We start from the raw sequence: 18,058 nt of genomic DNA on the forward strand, positions 1-18,058 counted from the left end.
TTTATGATAAAGTATAGCTTGATTTTAGTAATAGGTTTTGCGGTAGCGGTTACAAGTGCAGCGCGAGGCCAAAACGCCCATTTTACAGTGCAGGGAGTTATCGAGTTTGATAAAACGGTGAATACCTACGCCCTGTTCCGCAAAAATATCAATAGCGAAAATGAAGGGTGGATGGCACCTGCCTTTGATGCTTATAAAAAAAACAATCCACAGTTTAAGGTATTGAAAAGCAAGCTTGCTTTTTTGCAGAATAAAACACTTTTTACTCCGGCAACAACAGAAGAGGAAACAGGCGGTTTTGATAACAACCCGATGATTGGGCAAAACAATATTATATACAACGATCTGAAAGCCGATAACAGCGTTGTACAAAAAAAAGTATTTGAGGAAACCTTTTTGGTAAAGGATAGCCTGCGTAAAATTAACTGGAAAATTACCACCGAAACCCGCGATATTTTAGGTTATAAATGCAGGCGCGCTAATGCCCTGATACTCGACTCGGTTTATGTGGTTGCCTTTTATACCGACGAAATACCTGTTTCCGGCGGCCCGGAATGTTTCAATGGTTTGCCGGGAATGATATTGGGTGTTGCCTTGCCGCACGAAAACGTTACCTGGTTTGCAAGCAAACTAAGCGAAGTTGCGGTTACCGAAAAGGACTTGGTGCCACCAAAAAAAGGAAAGCCCACCAATAACAGCGGTTTGCACCAGGTTCTTTTAGCGGCTTTAAAAGAATGGGGAGAGTATGCCAAATCCTTTTTTAAGGCATTTTCGTTATGATGACGATTATAAAGTTTACAAAATTCGGTTAGTCCAAATCCATAAATTCTGCTATTTTTGCACCTCAATAAAATCACCATTGTACGTGATTGATTTTTTAATTTTATTTAACTTTTAAATCATAGTTGTAGATGATTAACATTACACTTCCTGATGGTTCCGTTCGTCAATACGAGCAGGGAACCAGTTCCTATCAAATTGCCCTGTCAATTTCCGAGGGTTTAGCCCGCAACGTTTTAGCCGCCGAAGTTAACGGCGAAGTTTGGGATGCCAGTCGCCAAATTGAAACTGACGCACACGTAAAGCTGCTCACCTGGAACGATGTTCAGGGTAAAGCAACTTACTGGCACTCGTCGGCCCACTTAATGGCCGAGGCTTTAGAAGCCCTTTATCCGGGAACCAAGTTTGGTATAGGCCCGGCTATTGAAACCGGTTTTTATTACGATGTGGACTTTGGCGACCGCGAATTTTCGTCGGACGAGTTTAAAAAGATCGAAGATAAGATCATCGAGCTGGCTAAAACAAAATCTGACTTTGTGCGCAAGCCGGTTTCAAAGGCTGACGCTATTGAATATTTTACAGAAAAAGATGATGAGTATAAGCTGGATCTGATTAAAGATCTGCCGGATGGCTCTATCACATTTTATACCCAGGGCAACTTTACCGACTTATGCCGTGGCCCGCACATCCCCAATACCGGCTTTATTAAAGCGGTTAAGCTGATGAGTGTTGCCGGTGCTTACTGGCGCGGCGATGAGAGCCGCAAACAGTTAACCCGTATTTATGCCGTAACTTTCCCTAAGGCAAGCGAGTTAACCGATTACTTGCACCTGATAGAAGAGGCAAAAAAACGCGATCACCGTAAATTGGGTAAAGAGCTTGAGTTATTCGCCTTCTCCGAAAAAGTGGGCATGGGCTTACCTTTATGGTTGCCAAAGGGTACCGCTTTGCGCGAACGCCTGGTTAACTTTTTGCAAAAGGCACAGGTAAAGGCAGGCTATGAGCAGGTAATTACACCGCATATTGGCCATAAAAACTTATACGTAACATCGGGCCACTACGAAAAGTACGGGGCCGATTCGTTCCAGCCGATTAAAACACCGCAGGAAGGGGAGGAGTTCTTTTTAAAACCGATGAACTGCCCGCACCACTGCGAAATTTATAAAACCAAACCACGATCATACAAAGATCTGCCGGTGCGTTTTGCCGAGTTTGGAACCGTTTACCGTTACGAGCAAAGCGGCGAGCTGCATGGCTTAACCCGTGTACGTGGCTTTACACAAGATGATGCGCACTTGTTTTGCCGCCCCGACCAGGTGAAGGAAGAGTTTAAAAAGGTGATTGACCTGGTACTTTATGTATTTAACGCTTTGGGCTTTAAAGATTATACCGCACAGGTATCACTACGCGACCCGGAAAACAAAGCTAAATATATTGGTACCGACGAAAATTGGGCCATAGCCGAAGCTGCCATCATTGAGTCGGCAGAGGAAAAAGGCTTGCCTACCGTACATGTAACAGGCGAGGCCGCGTTTTATGGCCCTAAGCTCGATTTTATGGTGAAGGATGCCTTGGGCCGTAAATGGCAGCTGGGTACCATCCAGGTAGATTATAACTTGCCTGAGCGCTTTGAATTGGAATATACCGGCAGCGACAACCAAAAGCACCGCCCGGTAATGATTCATCGTGCGCCGTTTGGCTCGATGGAAAGGTTTATAGCCGTGCTAATTGAGCATTGCGCAGGTAATTTCCCGCTGTGGTTATCGCCCGAACAGTTTATCGTTTTGCCTATATCAGAAAAGTATGAAGAATATGCAAAAAAACTTTCAGATTTGTTAAAAGATTCGGATATTTGCGGGCTTATTGATTTCAGGGATGAGAAGATTGGTCGTAAGATCAGGGATGCCGAAGTCAAAAAGATACCATATATGCTTATTGTTGGAGAAAAGGAAGAAGCAGAAGGCATGGTTTCTGTAAGGAAGCATGGCGAGGGCGATTTAGGCAGTATGAGTATAGAAGAGTTTACACAAAAAATAAAAAAAGAAATAACAGTATAACTTGGCATTAAATAAACCCAATTTTAACAGAGGTCCAAGGCTTCCTTTCAAAAAGAAAGAGGCCGAACATAACATCAACCAGTTTATCAGAGCTCAGGAAGTTCGCTTAGTAGGCGATAACGTTGAGTCTGGTGTGTTTTCATTAAGAGATGCTTTGGCTATTGCCGAGCAACAGGAACTCGACCTGGTTGAAATATCTCCTAACGCGGTTCCACCGGTTTGTAAGGTAGTGGATTATAACAAATTCATTTACGAACAGAAGAAGAAGCTGAAAGAGATTAAAAGCAATGCGAAGCAAACTGTTATAAAAGAAATCCGTTTCGGACCGAATACTGATGACCATGACTTTGAGTTTAAACTGAAGCATGCCATTAAGTTTTTGGAAGCCGGCGAAAAGGTACGAGCCTACGTGCACTTTAAAGGACGTGCTATTGTGTACAAAGAGCAAGGTGAAATATTGCTGCTCCGTTTTGCACAAGCCCTTGAAGATGTTGGCAAGGTAGAGCAACTGCCCAAGCTGGAAGGTAAACGTATGTTCCTGACGGTGACGCCAAAGGTTGGTAAAAAGTAAGATTTGAGGTGTTAGATATGAGACATATTGAGCATCGCCTAAAAGGAATTATAATAAACTAAATAAATTATATGAGTTTGGATGCGGGCTTTAAATCTCAAATCTAATATCTCATATCTAACATCTAAACAAATAGTTATGCCAAAAATGAAAACCAATTCCAGTGCAAAAAAGCGTTTTAAGCTTACTGGAACCGGTAAAATTACCAGAAAAAACGCATACAAGAGCCACATCTTAACCAAGATGTCGACCAAACGTAAGCGTGCCTTAGGTCACACCAGCTTAGTATCTGATGCCGACTTAGGTAACGTTAAACGTATGCTTTGTATCGGTAAGTAATTAATTTTTTAACCAGGTATTAGAGTAAGCAAGTCCGCCAATTAAGTTATGGGGCACTCACTACCAAAAACACGCAAAAATGCCACGTTCAGTTAATGCAGTAGCGTCGAGAAGACGCCGGAAAAAAATCATGAACCTCGCCAAAGGCTATTGGGGTTCACGTAGCAAGGTTTATACCGTAGCTAAAAACACAGTTGAAAAAGGTTTACAGTACGCTTACCGCGACCGTAAAGCTAAGAAAAGAGAATTCAGAGGCTTATGGATCCAACGTATTAACGCTGGTGCCCGTCAGCACGGTTTATCTTACTCACAATTAATGGGTAAATTAAACGCTAAACAAGTTGGTTTAAACCGTAAGGTTTTAGCTGATTTAGCGATGAACCACCCTGATGCTTTTAAAGCAGTTGTTGATTCAGTAAAATAAATTTCCAGTTTATTATAATAGAAAAGCCTTTCCGTTTTGGGAAGGCTTTTTTTGTATGTTACAGGGACGTTTATCAGTTGCTTGCGCAAATTACCATCTGTGGTGCAACCACCATCTCCAAGCGTCATTGCGAGGAACGAAGCAATCTCTACATGGGCAGAGCGGCCCTGTAAGTCCGCCCTGTATAGCTTAGAGATTGCTTCGTCGTTCCTCCTCGCAATGACGATAGGGGTAACAATTTGATTATTAACGAGCTATCCTTCTCTCTAAGCGTCATTGCGAGGAACGAAGCAATCTCTACATAGGCAGAGCGGCTCTGCAAGTTTGCCCTGTATAGCTTAGAGATTGCTTCGTCGTACCTCCTCGCAATGACGATAGTTTTAATGATAACAATTAGTTCAAAATTACCCTCTCTAAGCGTCATTGAGTGGACTACCAGGCGAGCCCAGAAAAAACAGAGATGACGTTTGAACCTGGTAGGTTTTTTGGTGCAGAGGCAAAAGTGCGCAAAAGCCCGACTGCACGCCGGGCCAGGAGTTGGCCTGTGGGCGGAAGGATCGGGCAGTCTTGACTTTTTGGTTACTTTTGTGTCAAGACAAAAGTAACAGCCCTTCACGCGGCGATTGAGCGTGCCGATTTTGTAAATTAAGGATACTGATTATCAGAGCAAAATAAACGAACTGATAATCAGGGTCTTAATGATGCCTCATTATAAGGTACGAAGGGATCTATAGACCAGCAGAGCAGCCTTGCAAGTCCGCCCTGTATAGCTTAGAGATTGCTTCGTCGTTCCTCCTCGCAATGACGATAGGGTAACGCGTTGATTATTAATAAGCTTTTCTTTTCTCCACGCGTCATTGCGAAGCAATCTCTACGTAAGCACAGTGGCCATACAAGCCTTGTCAATCGGATAGCTCCCTATTCACCTCCCCATTCAAATCTTATCCTTCTTAAACTCCGAAGTACTATGGAACTCAACATCCGGGAAATCGCGTTTAGCCAGGTTAATCATAAAGTCGTTATCGGCTAAAAATACCGGGTTGCCTTCTTTATCCGTCGCTATCTGGTGCTGGCGGCGTTGTAAAATTTCCCCCAATTTCTTTTTATCGGTGGCGGTAATCCAGCTTGAACGTTTAAAGGTTAACAACCGGAAGGCTGCCTTGGCGCCGTATTCATGCTCTAACCTGAAGCTGATCACCTCAAACTGAAGCTCGCCTACGGTGCCTATAATTTTACGGTTACCGGGTTGCTGCACAAATAATTGCGCTACGCCTTCCTCGGTTAATTGCTGAATGCCTTTTTCCAGCTGCTTGCTTTTCAGTGGGTCGCGGTTTTCAACCTCTTTGAAAATCTCGGGTGAGAAACTCGGGATCCCTTTAAATTGCAATTGTTCGCCTTCGGTTAAGGTATCGCCTATTTTAAAGTTGCCGCTATCGTATAAACCAACAACATCGCCGGGCCAGGCTTCTTCAACCAGGCTCTTTTCGTTGGCCATAAAATCCATCGGGTTGCTAAATTTAAGTTTCTTTTGCAGCCGCGTGTGGAAGTAAAATTTATTACGCTCAAATTTACCCGAGCAGATCCTTAAAAAAGCGATACGGTCGCGGTGATTAGGGTCAAGGTTGGCGTGTATCTTAAATACAAAACCGGTAAAGGGTTTCTCGGTAGCCAATACCTCGCGGGTTTCGGCTTCGCGGCTTTTGGGGCTTGGCGCTATGTTCACAAAGGTATCCAGCAATTCGCGGATGCCGAAGTTGTTAATGGCACTACCGAAGAACACGGGAGCCAATAACCCTTCCAGGTACATTTCCTTATCCAGTTCGCCGTAAACCCCGTCTATCAGCTCCAAATCATCTTTAAGGGTACTTAACTCTTTGGGCTTTAAATATTGATTGAGTTGCTCATCATCCAGATCCTGCACTTTAACTACGGGCTCGGTAATTTTATTTTTATCCGGGTTAAAAAGGTTTAACTGTTTCTCGTAAATATTATAAACCCCTTTAAAGGTGTAACCCTGGCCGATAGGCCATGATAGTGGACACAAGCTAATGTTTAGCTGTTTCTCGATCTCGTCAAGCAGGTCAAAGGTATCTTTACCCTCGCGGTCCATCTTGTTGATGAAAATGATCACCGGTGTGTTGCGCATACGGCAAACGCCCATCAGCTTTTGTGTTTGCTCTTCAACCCCTTTCACACTGTCAACCACCAGGATAACGCTATCCACAGCTGATAAGGTACGGTAGGTGTCTTCGGCAAAATCCTTGTGGCCGGGCGTATCTAATATGTTAATGCGCTTATCCTTATATTCAAAACCCATTACCGACGTAGCCACCGATATACCACGTTGCTTTTCAATCTCCATAAAATCCGAAGTATTGCTTTGGTTGGCCTTGTTCCGTTTTACAGCGCCGGCAGTGTTAATGGCGCCACCAAACAGCAGGAACTTTTCAGTCAGGGTAGTTTTACCGGCATCGGGGTGACTAATAATGGCAAATGTTTTTCTTTTTTCTATTTCTGGATAAACCATAGTTGTATTGATACGCAGCAGCGCGATATGAGATATTGTTAAAGGAAAGCAGAGTAAAAGCCTGGTTTCATATACGAGGGTGCAAAGATAATAATTTTATGTAGTTATATGGTAGTGTAACTATTAATGAAGGTATATCAATATTGCCGTTGGCGCAGCAATGGTAATATAAGGTATAAGCTGCCGGAGCATTTGCGATCTAGCCAAGGATAAAAATGCGAAGGCTAAAGCTAAAGTAGGCGCAACTATCGGCAGTGCGGTTATAATATTATAGTTGATATAGTTACTGGATCCGAAGTTAGTGATTTCTTCGTTTGGGGCTTTGACTTTATTGAGGCGATATTTTTTTCGAATAGTTAAACTCATTAAGTAAAATATCGGTATTTCGTTACATTTGCTTCTAAATAGCATCTAAATGGAAGATAATACCAATAAACCTAAGGGATATTATAAGTTTGGCATGTTTTATTACGAAGAAAATAACAAACGTTTAATCGTTCGTAGTCCCAACAATCGATATACATTGAATTTTGCAAATAAGTGGTCATACGCGATTGAAGCTATATTCTTTATTATTGTTATTTTGAAGATATTAGTTACATCTGGCCTAATTCACTAAACTCATAAATCTATTGAGGTGCTTCTAATTTTAATGATTTTCGCTATTTTAAACTCGCTTAGGTTCTATGCACAAGGCCACATAGTGCAGATAAAGTTTAAGCATTCCTAACAACTGTTTTTTGAACTTAGTATTCATCTGCCGCCTATCAATTGGGCTATTTAGCTTATATTTGGTGTAGATGAAAACATGGATATACAGCCTTTTAACAATATTATTACTGCAACACGCTACCATTCTATCCGCCCAACAAACTAAAACGTTTAAGGTAATCCCCTTAGGTGTTTTAGGCGGAATTGACGAGAGCAACCTATCAGCTTACATGCTGGCGCCTGCAGGTTTCAGCGATTATGTTTGCCTTGACGCGGGTACCTTACACTACGGCATAAAAAAAGCAATTGAAAATAATGCCCTTAACGGGGATGTGGATGAAGTGCTTAAAAAATCCATCAAAGGTTATCTGATCTCGCATCCGCATCTTGATCATGTAGCGGGTTTAATTATCAATTCACCCGATGACGTGAATAAGAATATTTATGGGCTGCCATCGTGCCTGGATGTATTGCGCGATAATTATTTCACCTGGAAAAGCTGGGCTAATTTTGGCAGCGAGGGCGATAAACCCATCCTCAATAAATATCATTATACTCCGCTTACTCCCGGTGCCGAAACGCCCATAGCCAGTACCACCATGAGCGTGCAGGCATTTGTATTGAGCCATGGCAACCCTTACCAGAGTACGGCTTTTTTAGTTAAGAGCGGAGATAGTTACCTTCTTTATTTAGGCGATACCGGGGCCGATCAGATTGAAAAATCAAACAAGCTACAAATACTTTGGCAGGAAGTTGCTCCCCTGGTTAAAAGCAAAAAGTTAAAAGCCATCATGATCGAGGTATCATACCCCGATGAGCAGCCCGAAAAGCAATTGTTTGGGCACTTAACGCCAAAGTTGCTGATGCACGAGATGGATGTTTTAGGCAAGCTGTCGGGTATTCAGGCAATGAAAGGCTTGCCGGTGGTTATTACACACATTAAACCATCGGGCCATCACGAGGCGCAGATTAAGCAGGAACTGGGTAATGCCAACAGCTTACAATTGAAGTTGATTATCCCCGAACAGGGTAAACTGCTGGAGTTTTAATCCTGATCAGGCTTCTCAACACTTTTACCTTTCATGGCCTGGCCAATAGCCTGGTCCATCAGGCGCTCTGCAAAGGGGCGGGTAAAGTCGTTCAGTTCGTCAATGGCTTTGTGTATCTGGTCTTTGTCGCCGCTGCCCAAGCTGTCTTTCAGGGCTTGTACTAATTTGGTTGTGTCGCTTATCTCGGCAATTCCGAGCCACGAACTGTTCTTTTTGATGAAGCCTTCAACGGTGTAAACCATTTGTTCGCCTTCGGTGCGGGCTTCAATCAGCATGCGCTGGGCAACGTCGTCCTTGGCGTGGGTAATGCTGTCCATCAGCATTTGCTCAACCACATCATCGGTAATGCCGTAGGCCGGTTTTACTTCAACCTCCTGTTTTACGCCCGAGCGTAATTCTATCGCCTGGATCTTTAAAATTCCATCCGCGTTAAGCAAAAAATTAATATCAACCTTGGGGAAACCTGCAGGCATAGCCGGTATGCCTTTCAAATCAAATTCGGCCAGTTTGCGGTTCTCCTTAATCAGGTCGCGCTCGCCCTGGTAAACGGCAATCTTCATGTTTATCTGCCCATCAATCGAGGTGGTATATTGCCTGCCTGCCTTGGTAGGTATTTTGGAGTTACGTGGGATGATCACATCCATCAGCCCGCCCATGGTTTCGATGCCGAGGGACAGGGGGGTAACATCAAGCAACAAAATATCCGACCGGTTACCGGCCAGTATATCGGCCTGGATGGCTGCGCCCAGGGCAACCACCTCATCGGGGTTCACTTCGTCGTGCAGTTTACGGCCAAAAAACTCCGATACCATTTTTTTAACCAATTCGGTACGGGTTGATCCGCCAACCATCACCACCTCGTCAATTTCGGTAACCTGCATACCGGCATCTTTTAAGGCATTCCGGCAGCTCTCTATCGTTTTTTCAACCTTAGGTAATATCAGTTCTTCAAATGTATGGCGGTCTATGGTACACCAAATTTCGCCAACCTTTTCGTTAAACAAGCTTTGGTGGCTAAAGGCTATTTTAGCTTTCTCGGCCAGCAGGCGAAGTTCCTGTGCCAGTTCGCGGTTTTGTAATAGCTCTTCGCGGTTAAGGTTATTTTTTTGGATCCAGTAATCCAGTATGGCGCGGTCAAAATCATCACCGCCTAAAAAGGTATCGCCATTGGTGGCCAGTACTTCAAAAATTCCGTTTTGTATTTGCAGGATAGATACATCAAACGTGCCTCCGCCTAAATCATAAACGGCAATGGTTTTGGTTTCGCTTGGATCGAGCCCTATGCCATAAGCCAGGCTGGCGGCGGTAGGCTCGTTTACAATACGCATCACATCCAAGCCTGCCAGTTTGCCGGCATCACGGGTGGCCTGGCGCTGTGAATCGTTAAAATAAGCCGGAACGGTTACTACAGCACGGTTAACAGGTGTTTTTAAGGCATGTTCGGCACGTTCCTTCAGTTCTTTGAGTATCAATCCTGATAGTTCGATAGGCGTATAAAATTGCTCGCCCACCTTTATTTTTACCAGGCTCTCGCTGTTATCGTCAATTACTTTATAGCTAAAAAAATCTTTATGATTTTCAATATCGTGGTAAGAGCGGCCCAAAAGGCGCTTAACCGAGAAGATGGTGTTTTGCGGATCAGTCAGTAAAAAGTTTTTAGCTTCGTTGCCAACGCTGATCTCCCCGGCAGGGCCAAAATGGACTATAGATGGTACCAGCACCCCCTTGCCCATATCGTTGATTACCTTTGGATGCTTATCCGGATCGATAAAAGCAACCAGCGAATTGGTAGTGCCCAGATCGATACCTACGATGATCTCTTCTTTTTGTAACGAACCCGTTGCCAGGTTGATGGAAATTTTAGCCATAACTCTTTAACAAGCCGCAAATGTATATAGTTTTTGCCGATGCCGTGTCATGGTAATTTACGTTTTTGTATGCTGCCGGATAAACATGGCCTAATGATCAACCTTTGTGCTTGCAATAGCGCCCGGTGAGGTGCTATTTACCTTTGGAAACTAACATATCCGGTTTTAAGATATAGGTGAGCATATCATCTATACCATCATGAGTGTTGGCATATAAACCGTCATCGAGTTTAAAACCGATTTTCTCCAATATCCCTACCGATTTAATATTGTTGGCCGAGGGGAACGCGGTAATGGTTTCAGCCTTGATCTGTTCAAAGCCAAATTGAATAGCAGCGTGGATAGCCTCCGTCATAATACCTTTGTGGTGATATTCCGGCAGTAATTCGTATCCTAATTCTATGGTGCTGTTTGCCTCATCAAAGTTCCAGAAACAAATGCCGCCAATTAATTCAGGATTGCCTTTTAACGCAATGGCCCAGTTAACCGATTGTTTATTTTTAACGTATTCGTCGATTTTGTTGATGTGTGCCAGGGCATCTTCTATCCCGGAGGAAGGGATGCGGTCGATAAATTGATTGACTTCCTCGTTCGACCGGAGCAGGTGAACTTGCTGGGCATCGTCGGCGTTTAATTCCCTTAATACCAGGCGTTCGGTAAACAGTTCCGGGAAGATTATAAAATTCAGGTTTAACATAGCTGCTATTCTTAGCAGCTAATATAAAAAATAAGGCCCCTTTTTGGGGCCTTTATTTTTACAATTTTAAAGCTTCCTGCTCTTTCAATTGCTGGATATTGTTACTGTTTTCGTATTCGTCGGTTTTACCGGCAAAATATTCCAGTATTCCGGCAATGGTATCCATATTATCGGATACGCGCTGGTGCATATCTGGCAAATCTTTTTCTAATCTTTTATCGCCCAGGTCAATATTATCAACTTCTATTTTACCTAACTTTTGTATGAGCGCCTGCTGGCTGTTCTTTAAGTCATTCAACTCATGAACAATTTTTTCCATCAGTTCAAACTTCCTTAGCTTATCCATGATCTTATAATTTGAGGTTAAATATTAAATTATCTAACTTAGTTTAAAGCGACAAAAGCCAATTATGTTTCAAATAAATCCAATCTATTATTAACAGCATAAAAAAAGCCGTAAAACACAAAGGCTTTACGGCTCCACTTAACATACACTTTAACAAACTATAATCAACATTTACTGGGTAACAACCGTTTTTTTAACAACGGGCTTTGTTCCGGTACTTTTATGTACAGTATGCTTTGAAACCGTAGTTTTTGAAACTTTGGTAGCTGTAACCGGGGCATGGGCTTTAACAGTTGTGGTAGTAGTTGTTGTTGAAACCTGGGCCGGTGGTGGCGGAAGGGTAGCATTTACCGGTGCTGGTTCAACAACAGGTGCCGGGCCGTTAGCTGCAGCGCCAACTGTAGCCGAGGTTCCGCTGCCCGAAACTTTGGTTTTGGTAGTGCTATTGCGGCCTTTACGGCTCACTTTAACCTTCTTTTTAATTTCTACATGATTGGTATCGATAGTTTGAGCCTTTGCATCCTGGAATGTCCATGCAAAAACGGCCATTAATAGCATTAAGCTGATCTTTCTCATAATTTACGTTACTTATACTATTGTAACATAATTATGACAATTTTGTTTTGAATATAGCATGTAAGTGCTACCGGGCAGCATACTAAGCTGTAAAGGTAGCATTTAACTGACTTGGGTAACTTTAAACCAGGCGATCCGGTGGAGGATTAAATACGGTTCAGTGATGACCAAATGTTAAAGTAACTGTGGTAGGTACAGTACTGTGAGGAGTTGGCTGCTATATACTTTGGGCTGCTGCCGTCTACTGCTGCAAAAGGTAGTTGTTAATTACCAATGCAAAGCGGTAAAGCAGCAGCTTACCGGCCTATCAACTGCAGGATAAAAAAGAAAGCAGCCACACCTGCAAACGCCAGGCTGATTAACCAGTAGATTCGTTTTTTGATCAGGATAGAGATGGCACCGATAGCAATCGCGATCTGGAACAGGGTGACGGACCGGGCCAGCGTATTGTGGCTCTCTGCATGCCGGTGCGATTCAGCTTCGTATTCCTTAGCTTTATTCATAATCTCCTGCTGCTCTGCTTTATTTTCACTGATCTTTTCTTCGTCCGAAGGGACAGCCGCTTTACCTATCGCTTTCAATAACTTACCGTCCGACACCAGGATCTCCGTTTTAATTCCCTTTGCCTGGTAGTAAGCCCATTGGTCGCTTGCTTTGATCTGGCTCAGCATGGATTCGTCCGCATGATAGGCTGCCAGCAAACTGGTAATTGCTGATAGTACGGCAATTACCGCCGTAGTTAAAGCCACATAAACTATCCATTTATTGCCGGTAGCTTCGGCATGGTGAGCCTCCTCATGGATATGCTCATGTAGCGATTCGGTAGGGTCCTCAAGTTCTTCCATCGTTTTTTATTATTGGGAATTTTCGCCCCAGTTGTAAAAATATTTTCGCTGTTTGGTACTATGTAAACTCTATTTATCAGGGCTAAAATTGCCTTTTAAGCCTTATAAGGCCTGTTAAAGTCTGTATCAAATTAAGGTTCAATTATTGTATAAATCTCTGTAAGCACAAATAAAAATAATTGTTTAACCTTTAAAAGATCATGTTATGTATACTTTTATCGCTTTCTTAATGGTTGTAAATTCAGTTTTGCTTTTTAACTCCCGCAATAAAGTCCTTTAAGTAATAGGGCTCAAAGTAAGCCACGTCGGCAAAATTCCGCTTATTGAGTTTTTGAATTGCCGGAACTAAAATATCCTTTGCCGAGTTGCTAAAGTTATCTGCAAATAAAGCGTTAGGATGATGGCCCAAAGCCAGCTTGCATTTTTGAGCACCGTCGCCAAAAAATATCATTTGTTGCTTAGTTAACAAATCATCAAAGCTTGCTTCATCAATAACAACAGCAGCTGTAGGGATGATTTCCTTGCCTGCATCGTCAAAAACTGCAGTGTAAACTTCCATTCTACGCGCGTCTATCATTGGGCATAACAGGGCACCGGCAGGAATGTCAACTATTTTGCGGTTAATTAAACCAAAGGCCATAGCCGATAAAGTTTCAACGGCTATCAGGGGCTTGTCTAAAGCAAAGCATAAACCTTTGGCTGTAGATACGCCTATCCGCAAACCGGTATATGAGCCCGGCCCGCAGCTTACCGCAACAGCATCAATATCGGTATAAAGTTTGCCTGTTTCGTTAAATAATTCTTCAGTAAAAACGGTGATCACTTCGGCGTGAATATTCCGCTGGTCAATTTCGCGCAAAGCGATGATCTGATCGTCAGCCGCGAGGGCAACTGAGCATGATGTGGTAGCAGTTTCTATTAAAAGGATTAAGCTCATTGTTGTCAGGGTACAGGGTCGTGCCCATGGCCTCCCCAGGGGTTGCAGCGGGCAATACGTTTCAAAGTTAACCATCCGCCCTTAAATGCGCCATATTTTTTTATTGCCTCGATACCGTACTGCGAGCAGGTAGGGGTGTAGCGGCACTGCGCACCCAGGATAGGAGAAAGTAAAATTTGGTATAGTTTGATAAGCGCAATAAAAAAACTGCCGACAATTGTTTTCAACAGGTTGGTTATTGTGCTCATTGCGCAGTGGCTTGTGTGCTCAGTTGAAGCAATGCCTTTTGCATCTTCTTTTCCATCAGGCTGTAATCGGCTATTTCTTTACCAATGAAACCGATAGACAGCACAATAGTTTTATTGGCAGCCAGCAAAGGGTTGTACAAGCATTGTTGTTTATACAGGCGATAAACCTCGCGCATGCGCCGCTTAATCAGGTTACGATCAACAGCGCGTTTATAGCGCCTTTTAGATACAGCAAGTACAACCTGAACGGGCACCGGCTGATGCTCAGGGGCTGCACACCACGAAACTTTAAAGGGGTAACATAAAAAAGAAGAACCTTTATGAAAAAGCCCGTCGATGAGCCTTTTATTACATAATCGTTCTTCTTTTTTAAATGTATACATACGATTGCTACTGAACCGAAATAAATTAAATTACCAGCCAGCGTCAGCCCTGTTTTTAACAGAGTGGAGCAATCAGAGTAGTATTATGCTTTGTGGCGACGCTCGTCAGATACTGACAATCTTTTTCTGCCCTTGGCTCTGCGTGAAGCTAAAATCCTTCTACCATTTGCTGTTGACATGCGCTCACGGAATCCGTGTTTATTTCTTCTTTTACGTTGAGAAGGCTGAAACGTTCTTTTCATGACTATTTTCTTATATTCGCTGTTTTAAAAACAAGAGCGCAAATATAGCGTACTTTTTTTATAATTCAAACGTTGCCTGTGCTTTTTTGCTTTAAATATTTTCCACATATCAACATCCGCTCATATTATACCAAAGTTATGAAATTGTTATCTTTCATTGTCCTGATTTTCAGTTGTATTACAGCTTTCAGTCAGCAGAAAACGGCTTTGCACTATAAAATTTATAATACAACCAGCCGGAAAATGGTTACTGCCGACGATGTTGTAAACGATATGGCAGGCGCTGATGTGTTATTTTTTGGCGAAGAACATACCGATTCTGTTGCGCATAGCCTGGAGTTGATGATTTTTACAAAGTTGCTCAACAGGTATCCCGCCAAGGTAGCATTGTCCATGGAAATGTTTGAGACTGATTGCCAGCCCGTACTTAACGAGTACCTGCGAGGATTGATCCGCGAGAGTAACTTGATCAAAGATGCCCGGGCTTGGCCAAACTATGCAGACTACCGCCCTTTGGTTGAGCAGGCTAAAATATATGGCACGAGTATAATTGCAGCAAATGCACCGTCGCGCTATATTAATATGGTTACACGCCTGGGCCTGGGCAGCCTTAATCAGCTTGATGCTGTTGGTAAGGCCTGGCTGCCACCCTTACCCATAGATACGGCTACAGGCAAATACTATGAGAAATTTGCCGCTGTTATGGGCGGGCACGCCAGTATGGACGGTATGCAGCTCTATCAATCGCAAAACCTTTGGGACGCTGCCATGGCATGGTCGATAGCACAGTATTTAAAGAGCCATGCAGGCTATAAAATATTCCAGGTGAATGGTGGCTTTCATAGCGAAGAAAAGTTGGGTGCGGTAACGCAATTGAAAAAATATGATCCGCAGGTGCGGATTTTGAATATAGCTTCAGTATCGGGCACCGATATCACTAACCCTGATTGGGAAAAGTACGTTAACCTGGGCGATTATGTTATTTTAACTTATGAGTGAGCTTTTTCTTTCGTGGAGCGTGGGGGGAGAAGATGGTTATTAACTCGCCCTCTCACCGAGCGTCATTGCGAGGCACGAAGCAATCTCTACATAGGCAGAGCCGCTGTGTAGGCTGGATCTGTATAGTTTAGAGATTGCTTCGTCGTACTAACTCCTCAATGACGGCGGGGGAGAAGAGGGCAGTTATTAACTTACCCTCTCACCGAGCGTCATTGCGAGGCACGAAGCAATCTCTACTTAGGCAGAGCCGCTGTGTAGGCTGGCCCTGTATAGTTTAGTGATTGCTTCGCCGTACCTCCTCACATTGACGATGAGGGAAAGAAACTGATGTTAAACCCTTTTTGCCAGCAAATCCCTGATCTCGGTTAATAAAACTTCTTCTTTTGATGGTGCCGCTGGCGCCGATGGCGCTGCTTCTTCTTTACGTTTTAGGGCGTTAATACCTTTTACAATTAAAAATACAATAAAGGCCAGTATTACAAAGTTAAGGCTTACCGTTAAAAAGTTACCCCAGGCAAATACTGGTCCCAGTTTTTTTGCATCAGCTAAGGCTAAGCCTTTGGGCACTTTGGCAGACAGGGGTATATAGATATTACTGAAGTCGGCTTTGAAAAATATCCCAACCAGTGGCGTAATTAAATCATTCACCACCGAATCAACAATTTTACCGAAAGCTGCCCCGATTATTACACCTACCGCGAGGTCAACCACATTACCTTTTATTGCAAATTGTTTAAATTCTGACGCAAATCCCATAGTTGTTTTAATTGTGTTTTACTAAATTGATAATAAATCTGAACAATTTTTAATTTGTTTAGTTTATTATTTCATAAAAAAATCCATATATCAATATACATTTAAACTGGCCTAAATATACGGCAGACCTATCCTGCTTGCTTTGTTGTTCGGCTATTTAATGTATTTTTGTATGCCCATTATGCTAAAACAAAATTTACAACAAAAATTATTACAAAAGCTATCGCCGCAACAAATACAATTTATTAAATTGTTGCAGGTGCCTACTGTGTCGTTGGATACGCGTATTAAGGAAGAACTTGAAGAAAATCCGGCGCTTGAGGATTTTAGCTTGTCGAATATGTCAGAACCCGAGGAACAGTACCCGGATAGGGATCCTGATGATGATAATTTTAACAAGGACGATAACGATCAAAGTGAGTTTGATGAATTTAACATAGACGATTATTTACAGGAAGATAACGTAAACGATTACGGCTCGCGTTACGACCAGAATGGCGATGATGATGAAGAACGTAAGGAGATGCCGATAGCCATCCAGTCGTCCTTTTTTGAGAGCTTACAGGCACAGCTTGACCTTGTTCCGCTTTCGGATAAGGATTTTAGGATAGGGCAGCAAATTATTGGTAGCCTGGATGATGATGGTTACCTGCGCAGGCCGGTAATGTCGTTAACGGACGACCTGGCATTCTCGCAAAATATAATGGCCGAAGATGAGGAAGTGGAGGAGATGCTGAAGCTGATCCAAAGTTTTGACCCGGCCGGGGTGGGCGCACGCGACTTGCAGGAATGCCTGCTCATCCAACTCCGTAAAAAAGATCCTAACGATCCTATTATCAAAAAAGCTATCATGGTGGTTGAAAACTACCTGGACGAGTTTACCCGTAAACATTACGACAAGATGGAGCGCTCGCTCAACATGACGTCCGAAGAGCTGAAGGCGGTTGTTAACGAGATATTGAAGCTTAACCCCAAACCCGGCGACTCCAACGAGGTTAACACCAAACAAATGCAGGTGATACCCGATTTCCATATCACCAACAACGATGGCGTTTTAATTTTGACGCTTAACTCAAAAAATGCCCCGGAACTACGCGTAAGCCGCTCTTACCAGGATATGTTTGAGCACTACGATAAATCTGCCCAGAAGGATAAAAAACTCCGCGAGGCGGTTCAGTTTGTAAAGCAAAAGCTCGATTCGGCCAAATGGTTTATTGATGCCATAAAACAAAGGCAGCAAACCTTGCTGAAAACCATGAACGCCATTATGCAATATCAGTATGAGTTTTTCCTGACGGGAGATGAGCGTAACCTGCGCCCCATGATATTGAAAGACATTGCCGATAGGATAGGGATGGATATTTCTACCGTATCGCGTGTGGCTAACTCAAAATACGTACAAACCGAACATGGCACCTTCCTGCTGAAATCCTTTTTCTCCGAAGCTATCCAGATGGAAAGCGGCGAAGAGGTATCAAACAAAGAAGTGAAAAAGATACTGGAAGATTTTATTGGCGCCGAAGATAAACGCCACCCGCTTGCCGACGAAAAATTGACCGAGATATTGAAAGATAAAGGTTATAACATAGCCCGCAGAACGGTGGCAAAATATAGGGAACAAATGAATATCCCCGTAGCACGGTTGAGGAAAGAATTGTAACTGTAAGAGGTAATTTAAAATTGCAAAGCCTGATCAAGTTAAT

Annotated in this window: 19 protein-coding genes; 8 read left to right on the plus strand and 11 right to left on the minus strand. The window is 43.1% G+C overall.

All coding sequences use genetic code 11. The features are described 5' to 3' along the window. The first annotated feature begins 3 nt into the window (after positions 1-3). The 5 genes from MUCPA_RS30370 (at position 4) to rplT (ending at position 4,171) form a co-directional block, all read left to right on the plus strand. Positions 4-780: a GLPGLI family protein gene (locus MUCPA_RS30370; protein ID WP_008511732.1), complete on the plus strand. Its 777-nt coding sequence runs from the start codon at positions 4-6 to the stop codon at positions 778-780. Between the two features lie 131 nt (positions 781-911). Then, the gene (gene thrS / locus MUCPA_RS30375) at positions 912-2,837 is read left to right on the plus strand and encodes a threonine--tRNA ligase (RefSeq protein WP_008511734.1); all 1,926 of its coding nucleotides are present in this window, start codon (positions 912-914) and stop codon (positions 2,835-2,837) included. A 1-nt stretch (position 2,838) separates the two neighbouring features. Further along, positions 2,839-3,408: a translation initiation factor IF-3 gene (infC, locus tag MUCPA_RS30380; protein WP_008511735.1), complete on the plus strand. Its 570-nt coding sequence runs from the start codon at positions 2,839-2,841 to the stop codon at positions 3,406-3,408. A 138-nt stretch (positions 3,409-3,546) separates the two neighbouring features. Continuing rightward, positions 3,547-3,747 (plus strand): 50S ribosomal protein L35, encoded by a 201-nt coding sequence (gene rpmI / locus MUCPA_RS30385; RefSeq protein ID WP_040628407.1) that lies wholly within the window; start codon positions 3,547-3,549, stop codon positions 3,745-3,747. A 79-nt stretch (positions 3,748-3,826) separates the two neighbouring features. Continuing rightward, positions 3,827-4,171: a 50S ribosomal protein L20 gene (gene rplT, locus MUCPA_RS30390; RefSeq protein WP_008511739.1), complete on the plus strand. Its 345-nt coding sequence runs from the start codon at positions 3,827-3,829 to the stop codon at positions 4,169-4,171. Between the two features lie 934 nt (positions 4,172-5,105). On the opposite strand, the gene MUCPA_RS30400 is transcribed toward rplT, so the two are convergent. Further along, positions 5,106-6,698 carry a peptide chain release factor 3 gene (locus MUCPA_RS30400; protein ID WP_008511741.1) on the minus strand — a complete coding sequence of 531 codons (1,593 nt, stop codon included), beginning with the start codon at positions 6,696-6,698 and terminating at the stop codon, positions 5,106-5,108. A gap of 800 nt (positions 6,699-7,498) precedes the next feature. On the opposite strand from MUCPA_RS30400, the gene MUCPA_RS30415 reads away from it, so the two are divergent. After that, a complete protein-coding gene (locus MUCPA_RS30415; RefSeq protein WP_008511745.1) occupies positions 7,499-8,458 on the plus strand; it encodes an MBL fold metallo-hydrolase in 960 nt (319 codons plus the stop codon). Here the strand turns inward: MUCPA_RS30415 and hscA are convergent. The 9 genes from hscA to rpmH all read right to left on the minus strand — a co-directional run bounded on the left by hscA (position 8,455) and on the right by rpmH (position 14,600). Then, entirely contained in the window at positions 8,455-10,326 is a 1,872-nt protein-coding gene (gene hscA / locus MUCPA_RS30420; protein ID WP_008511747.1) for a Fe-S protein assembly chaperone HscA, read from the minus strand. The two genes, MUCPA_RS30415 and hscA, sit on opposite strands and share 4 nt — an antisense overlap. A gap of 133 nt (positions 10,327-10,459) precedes the next feature. Next, entirely contained in the window at positions 10,460-11,023 is a 564-nt protein-coding gene (locus MUCPA_RS30425; protein ID WP_008511750.1) for a GNAT family N-acetyltransferase, read from the minus strand. Between the two features lie 58 nt (positions 11,024-11,081). Beyond that, on the minus strand, positions 11,082-11,369 hold the full coding sequence (locus MUCPA_RS30430; RefSeq protein ID WP_008511752.1) for a hypothetical protein: 288 nt from the start codon (positions 11,367-11,369) through the stop codon (positions 11,082-11,084). 171 nt (positions 11,370-11,540) lie between these two features. Further along, a complete protein-coding gene (locus tag MUCPA_RS30435; RefSeq protein WP_008511753.1) occupies positions 11,541-11,945 on the minus strand; it encodes a hypothetical protein in 405 nt (134 codons plus the stop codon). Between the two features lie 296 nt (positions 11,946-12,241). Then, complete coding sequence (locus MUCPA_RS30440; RefSeq protein WP_008511755.1) at positions 12,242-12,790, minus strand: DUF4337 domain-containing protein; 549 nt, start codon at positions 12,788-12,790, stop codon at positions 12,242-12,244. Positions 12,791-13,031: 241 nt separating this feature from the next. Beyond that, the gene (gene tsaB / locus MUCPA_RS30445; RefSeq protein ID WP_008511757.1) at positions 13,032-13,727 is read right to left on the minus strand and encodes a tRNA (adenosine(37)-N6)-threonylcarbamoyltransferase complex dimerization subunit type 1 TsaB; all 696 of its coding nucleotides are present in this window, start codon (positions 13,725-13,727) and stop codon (positions 13,032-13,034) included. 5 nt (positions 13,728-13,732) lie between these two features. Then, a complete protein-coding gene (yidD, locus tag MUCPA_RS30450; protein WP_008511759.1) occupies positions 13,733-13,975 on the minus strand; it encodes a membrane protein insertion efficiency factor YidD in 243 nt (80 codons plus the stop codon). After that, positions 13,972-14,358 carry a ribonuclease P protein component gene (rnpA, locus tag MUCPA_RS30455; RefSeq protein ID WP_008511761.1) on the minus strand — a complete coding sequence of 129 codons (387 nt, stop codon included), beginning with the start codon at positions 14,356-14,358 and terminating at the stop codon, positions 13,972-13,974. Before rnpA ends, yidD begins: the two co-directional genes overlap by 4 nt. Before the next feature lie 83 nt (positions 14,359-14,441). Further along, complete coding sequence (rpmH, locus tag MUCPA_RS37310; RefSeq protein ID WP_008511763.1) at positions 14,442-14,600, minus strand: 50S ribosomal protein L34; 159 nt, start codon at positions 14,598-14,600, stop codon at positions 14,442-14,444. 138 nt (positions 14,601-14,738) lie between these two features. On the opposite strand from rpmH, the gene MUCPA_RS30460 reads away from it, so the two are divergent. Next, a complete protein-coding gene (locus MUCPA_RS30460) occupies positions 14,739-15,599 on the plus strand; it encodes a ChaN family lipoprotein (protein WP_008511764.1) in 861 nt (286 codons plus the stop codon). A 330-nt stretch (positions 15,600-15,929) separates the two neighbouring features. Here MUCPA_RS30460 and mscL read toward each other — a convergent pair whose 3' ends face one another. Then, complete coding sequence (gene mscL / locus MUCPA_RS30465) at positions 15,930-16,355, minus strand: large conductance mechanosensitive channel protein MscL (protein ID WP_008511766.1); 426 nt, start codon at positions 16,353-16,355, stop codon at positions 15,930-15,932. Positions 16,356-16,536: 181 nt separating this feature from the next. On the opposite strand from mscL, the gene rpoN reads away from it, so the two are divergent. Further along, complete coding sequence (gene rpoN / locus MUCPA_RS30470) at positions 16,537-18,015, plus strand: RNA polymerase factor sigma-54 (protein WP_040628412.1); 1,479 nt, start codon at positions 16,537-16,539, stop codon at positions 18,013-18,015. Positions 18,016-18,058 lie beyond the last annotated feature (43 nt).

Source organism: Mucilaginibacter paludis DSM 18603 (assembly GCF_000166195.2).
GTDB lineage: Bacteria > Bacteroidota > Bacteroidia > Sphingobacteriales > Sphingobacteriaceae > Mucilaginibacter > Mucilaginibacter paludis.

Coding starts and splice junctions, on each gene's coding strand:
- MUCPA_RS30460 (WP_008511764.1), top strand. CDS start 14,739: ATGAAATTGTTATCTTTCATTGTCCTGATTTTCAGTTGTATTACAGCT.
- rpmH (WP_008511763.1), bottom strand. CDS start 14,600: ATGAAAAGAACGTTTCAGCCTTCTCAACGTAAAAGAAGAAATAAACAC.
- yidD (WP_008511759.1), bottom strand. CDS start 13,975: ATGAGCACAATAACCAACCTGTTGAAAACAATTGTCGGCAGTTTTTTT.
- MUCPA_RS30415 (WP_008511745.1), top strand. CDS start 7,499: ATGAAAACATGGATATACAGCCTTTTAACAATATTATTACTGCAACAC.
- MUCPA_RS30425 (WP_008511750.1), bottom strand. CDS start 11,023: ATGTTAAACCTGAATTTTATAATCTTCCCGGAACTGTTTACCGAACGC.
- MUCPA_RS30435 (WP_008511753.1), bottom strand. CDS start 11,945: ATGAGAAAGATCAGCTTAATGCTATTAATGGCCGTTTTTGCATGGACA.
- thrS (WP_008511734.1), top strand. CDS start 912: ATGATTAACATTACACTTCCTGATGGTTCCGTTCGTCAATACGAGCAG.
- MUCPA_RS30430 (WP_008511752.1), bottom strand. CDS start 11,369: ATGGATAAGCTAAGGAAGTTTGAACTGATGGAAAAAATTGTTCATGAG.
- MUCPA_RS30400 (WP_008511741.1), bottom strand. CDS start 6,698: ATGGTTTATCCAGAAATAGAAAAAAGAAAAACATTTGCCATTATTAGT.
- mscL (WP_008511766.1), bottom strand. CDS start 16,355: ATGGGATTTGCGTCAGAATTTAAACAATTTGCAATAAAAGGTAATGTG.
- rplT (WP_008511739.1), top strand. CDS start 3,827: ATGCCACGTTCAGTTAATGCAGTAGCGTCGAGAAGACGCCGGAAAAAA.
- rpmI (WP_040628407.1), top strand. CDS start 3,547: ATGCCAAAAATGAAAACCAATTCCAGTGCAAAAAAGCGTTTTAAGCTT.
- rnpA (WP_008511761.1), bottom strand. CDS start 14,358: ATGTATACATTTAAAAAAGAAGAACGATTATGTAATAAAAGGCTCATC.
- hscA (WP_008511747.1), bottom strand. CDS start 10,326: ATGGCTAAAATTTCCATCAACCTGGCAACGGGTTCGTTACAAAAAGAA.
- MUCPA_RS30370 (WP_008511732.1), top strand. CDS start 4: ATGATAAAGTATAGCTTGATTTTAGTAATAGGTTTTGCGGTAGCGGTT.
- rpoN (WP_040628412.1), top strand. CDS start 16,537: ATGCTAAAACAAAATTTACAACAAAAATTATTACAAAAGCTATCGCCG.
- tsaB (WP_008511757.1), bottom strand. CDS start 13,727: ATGAGCTTAATCCTTTTAATAGAAACTGCTACCACATCATGCTCAGTT.
- MUCPA_RS30440 (WP_008511755.1), bottom strand. CDS start 12,790: ATGGAAGAACTTGAGGACCCTACCGAATCGCTACATGAGCATATCCAT.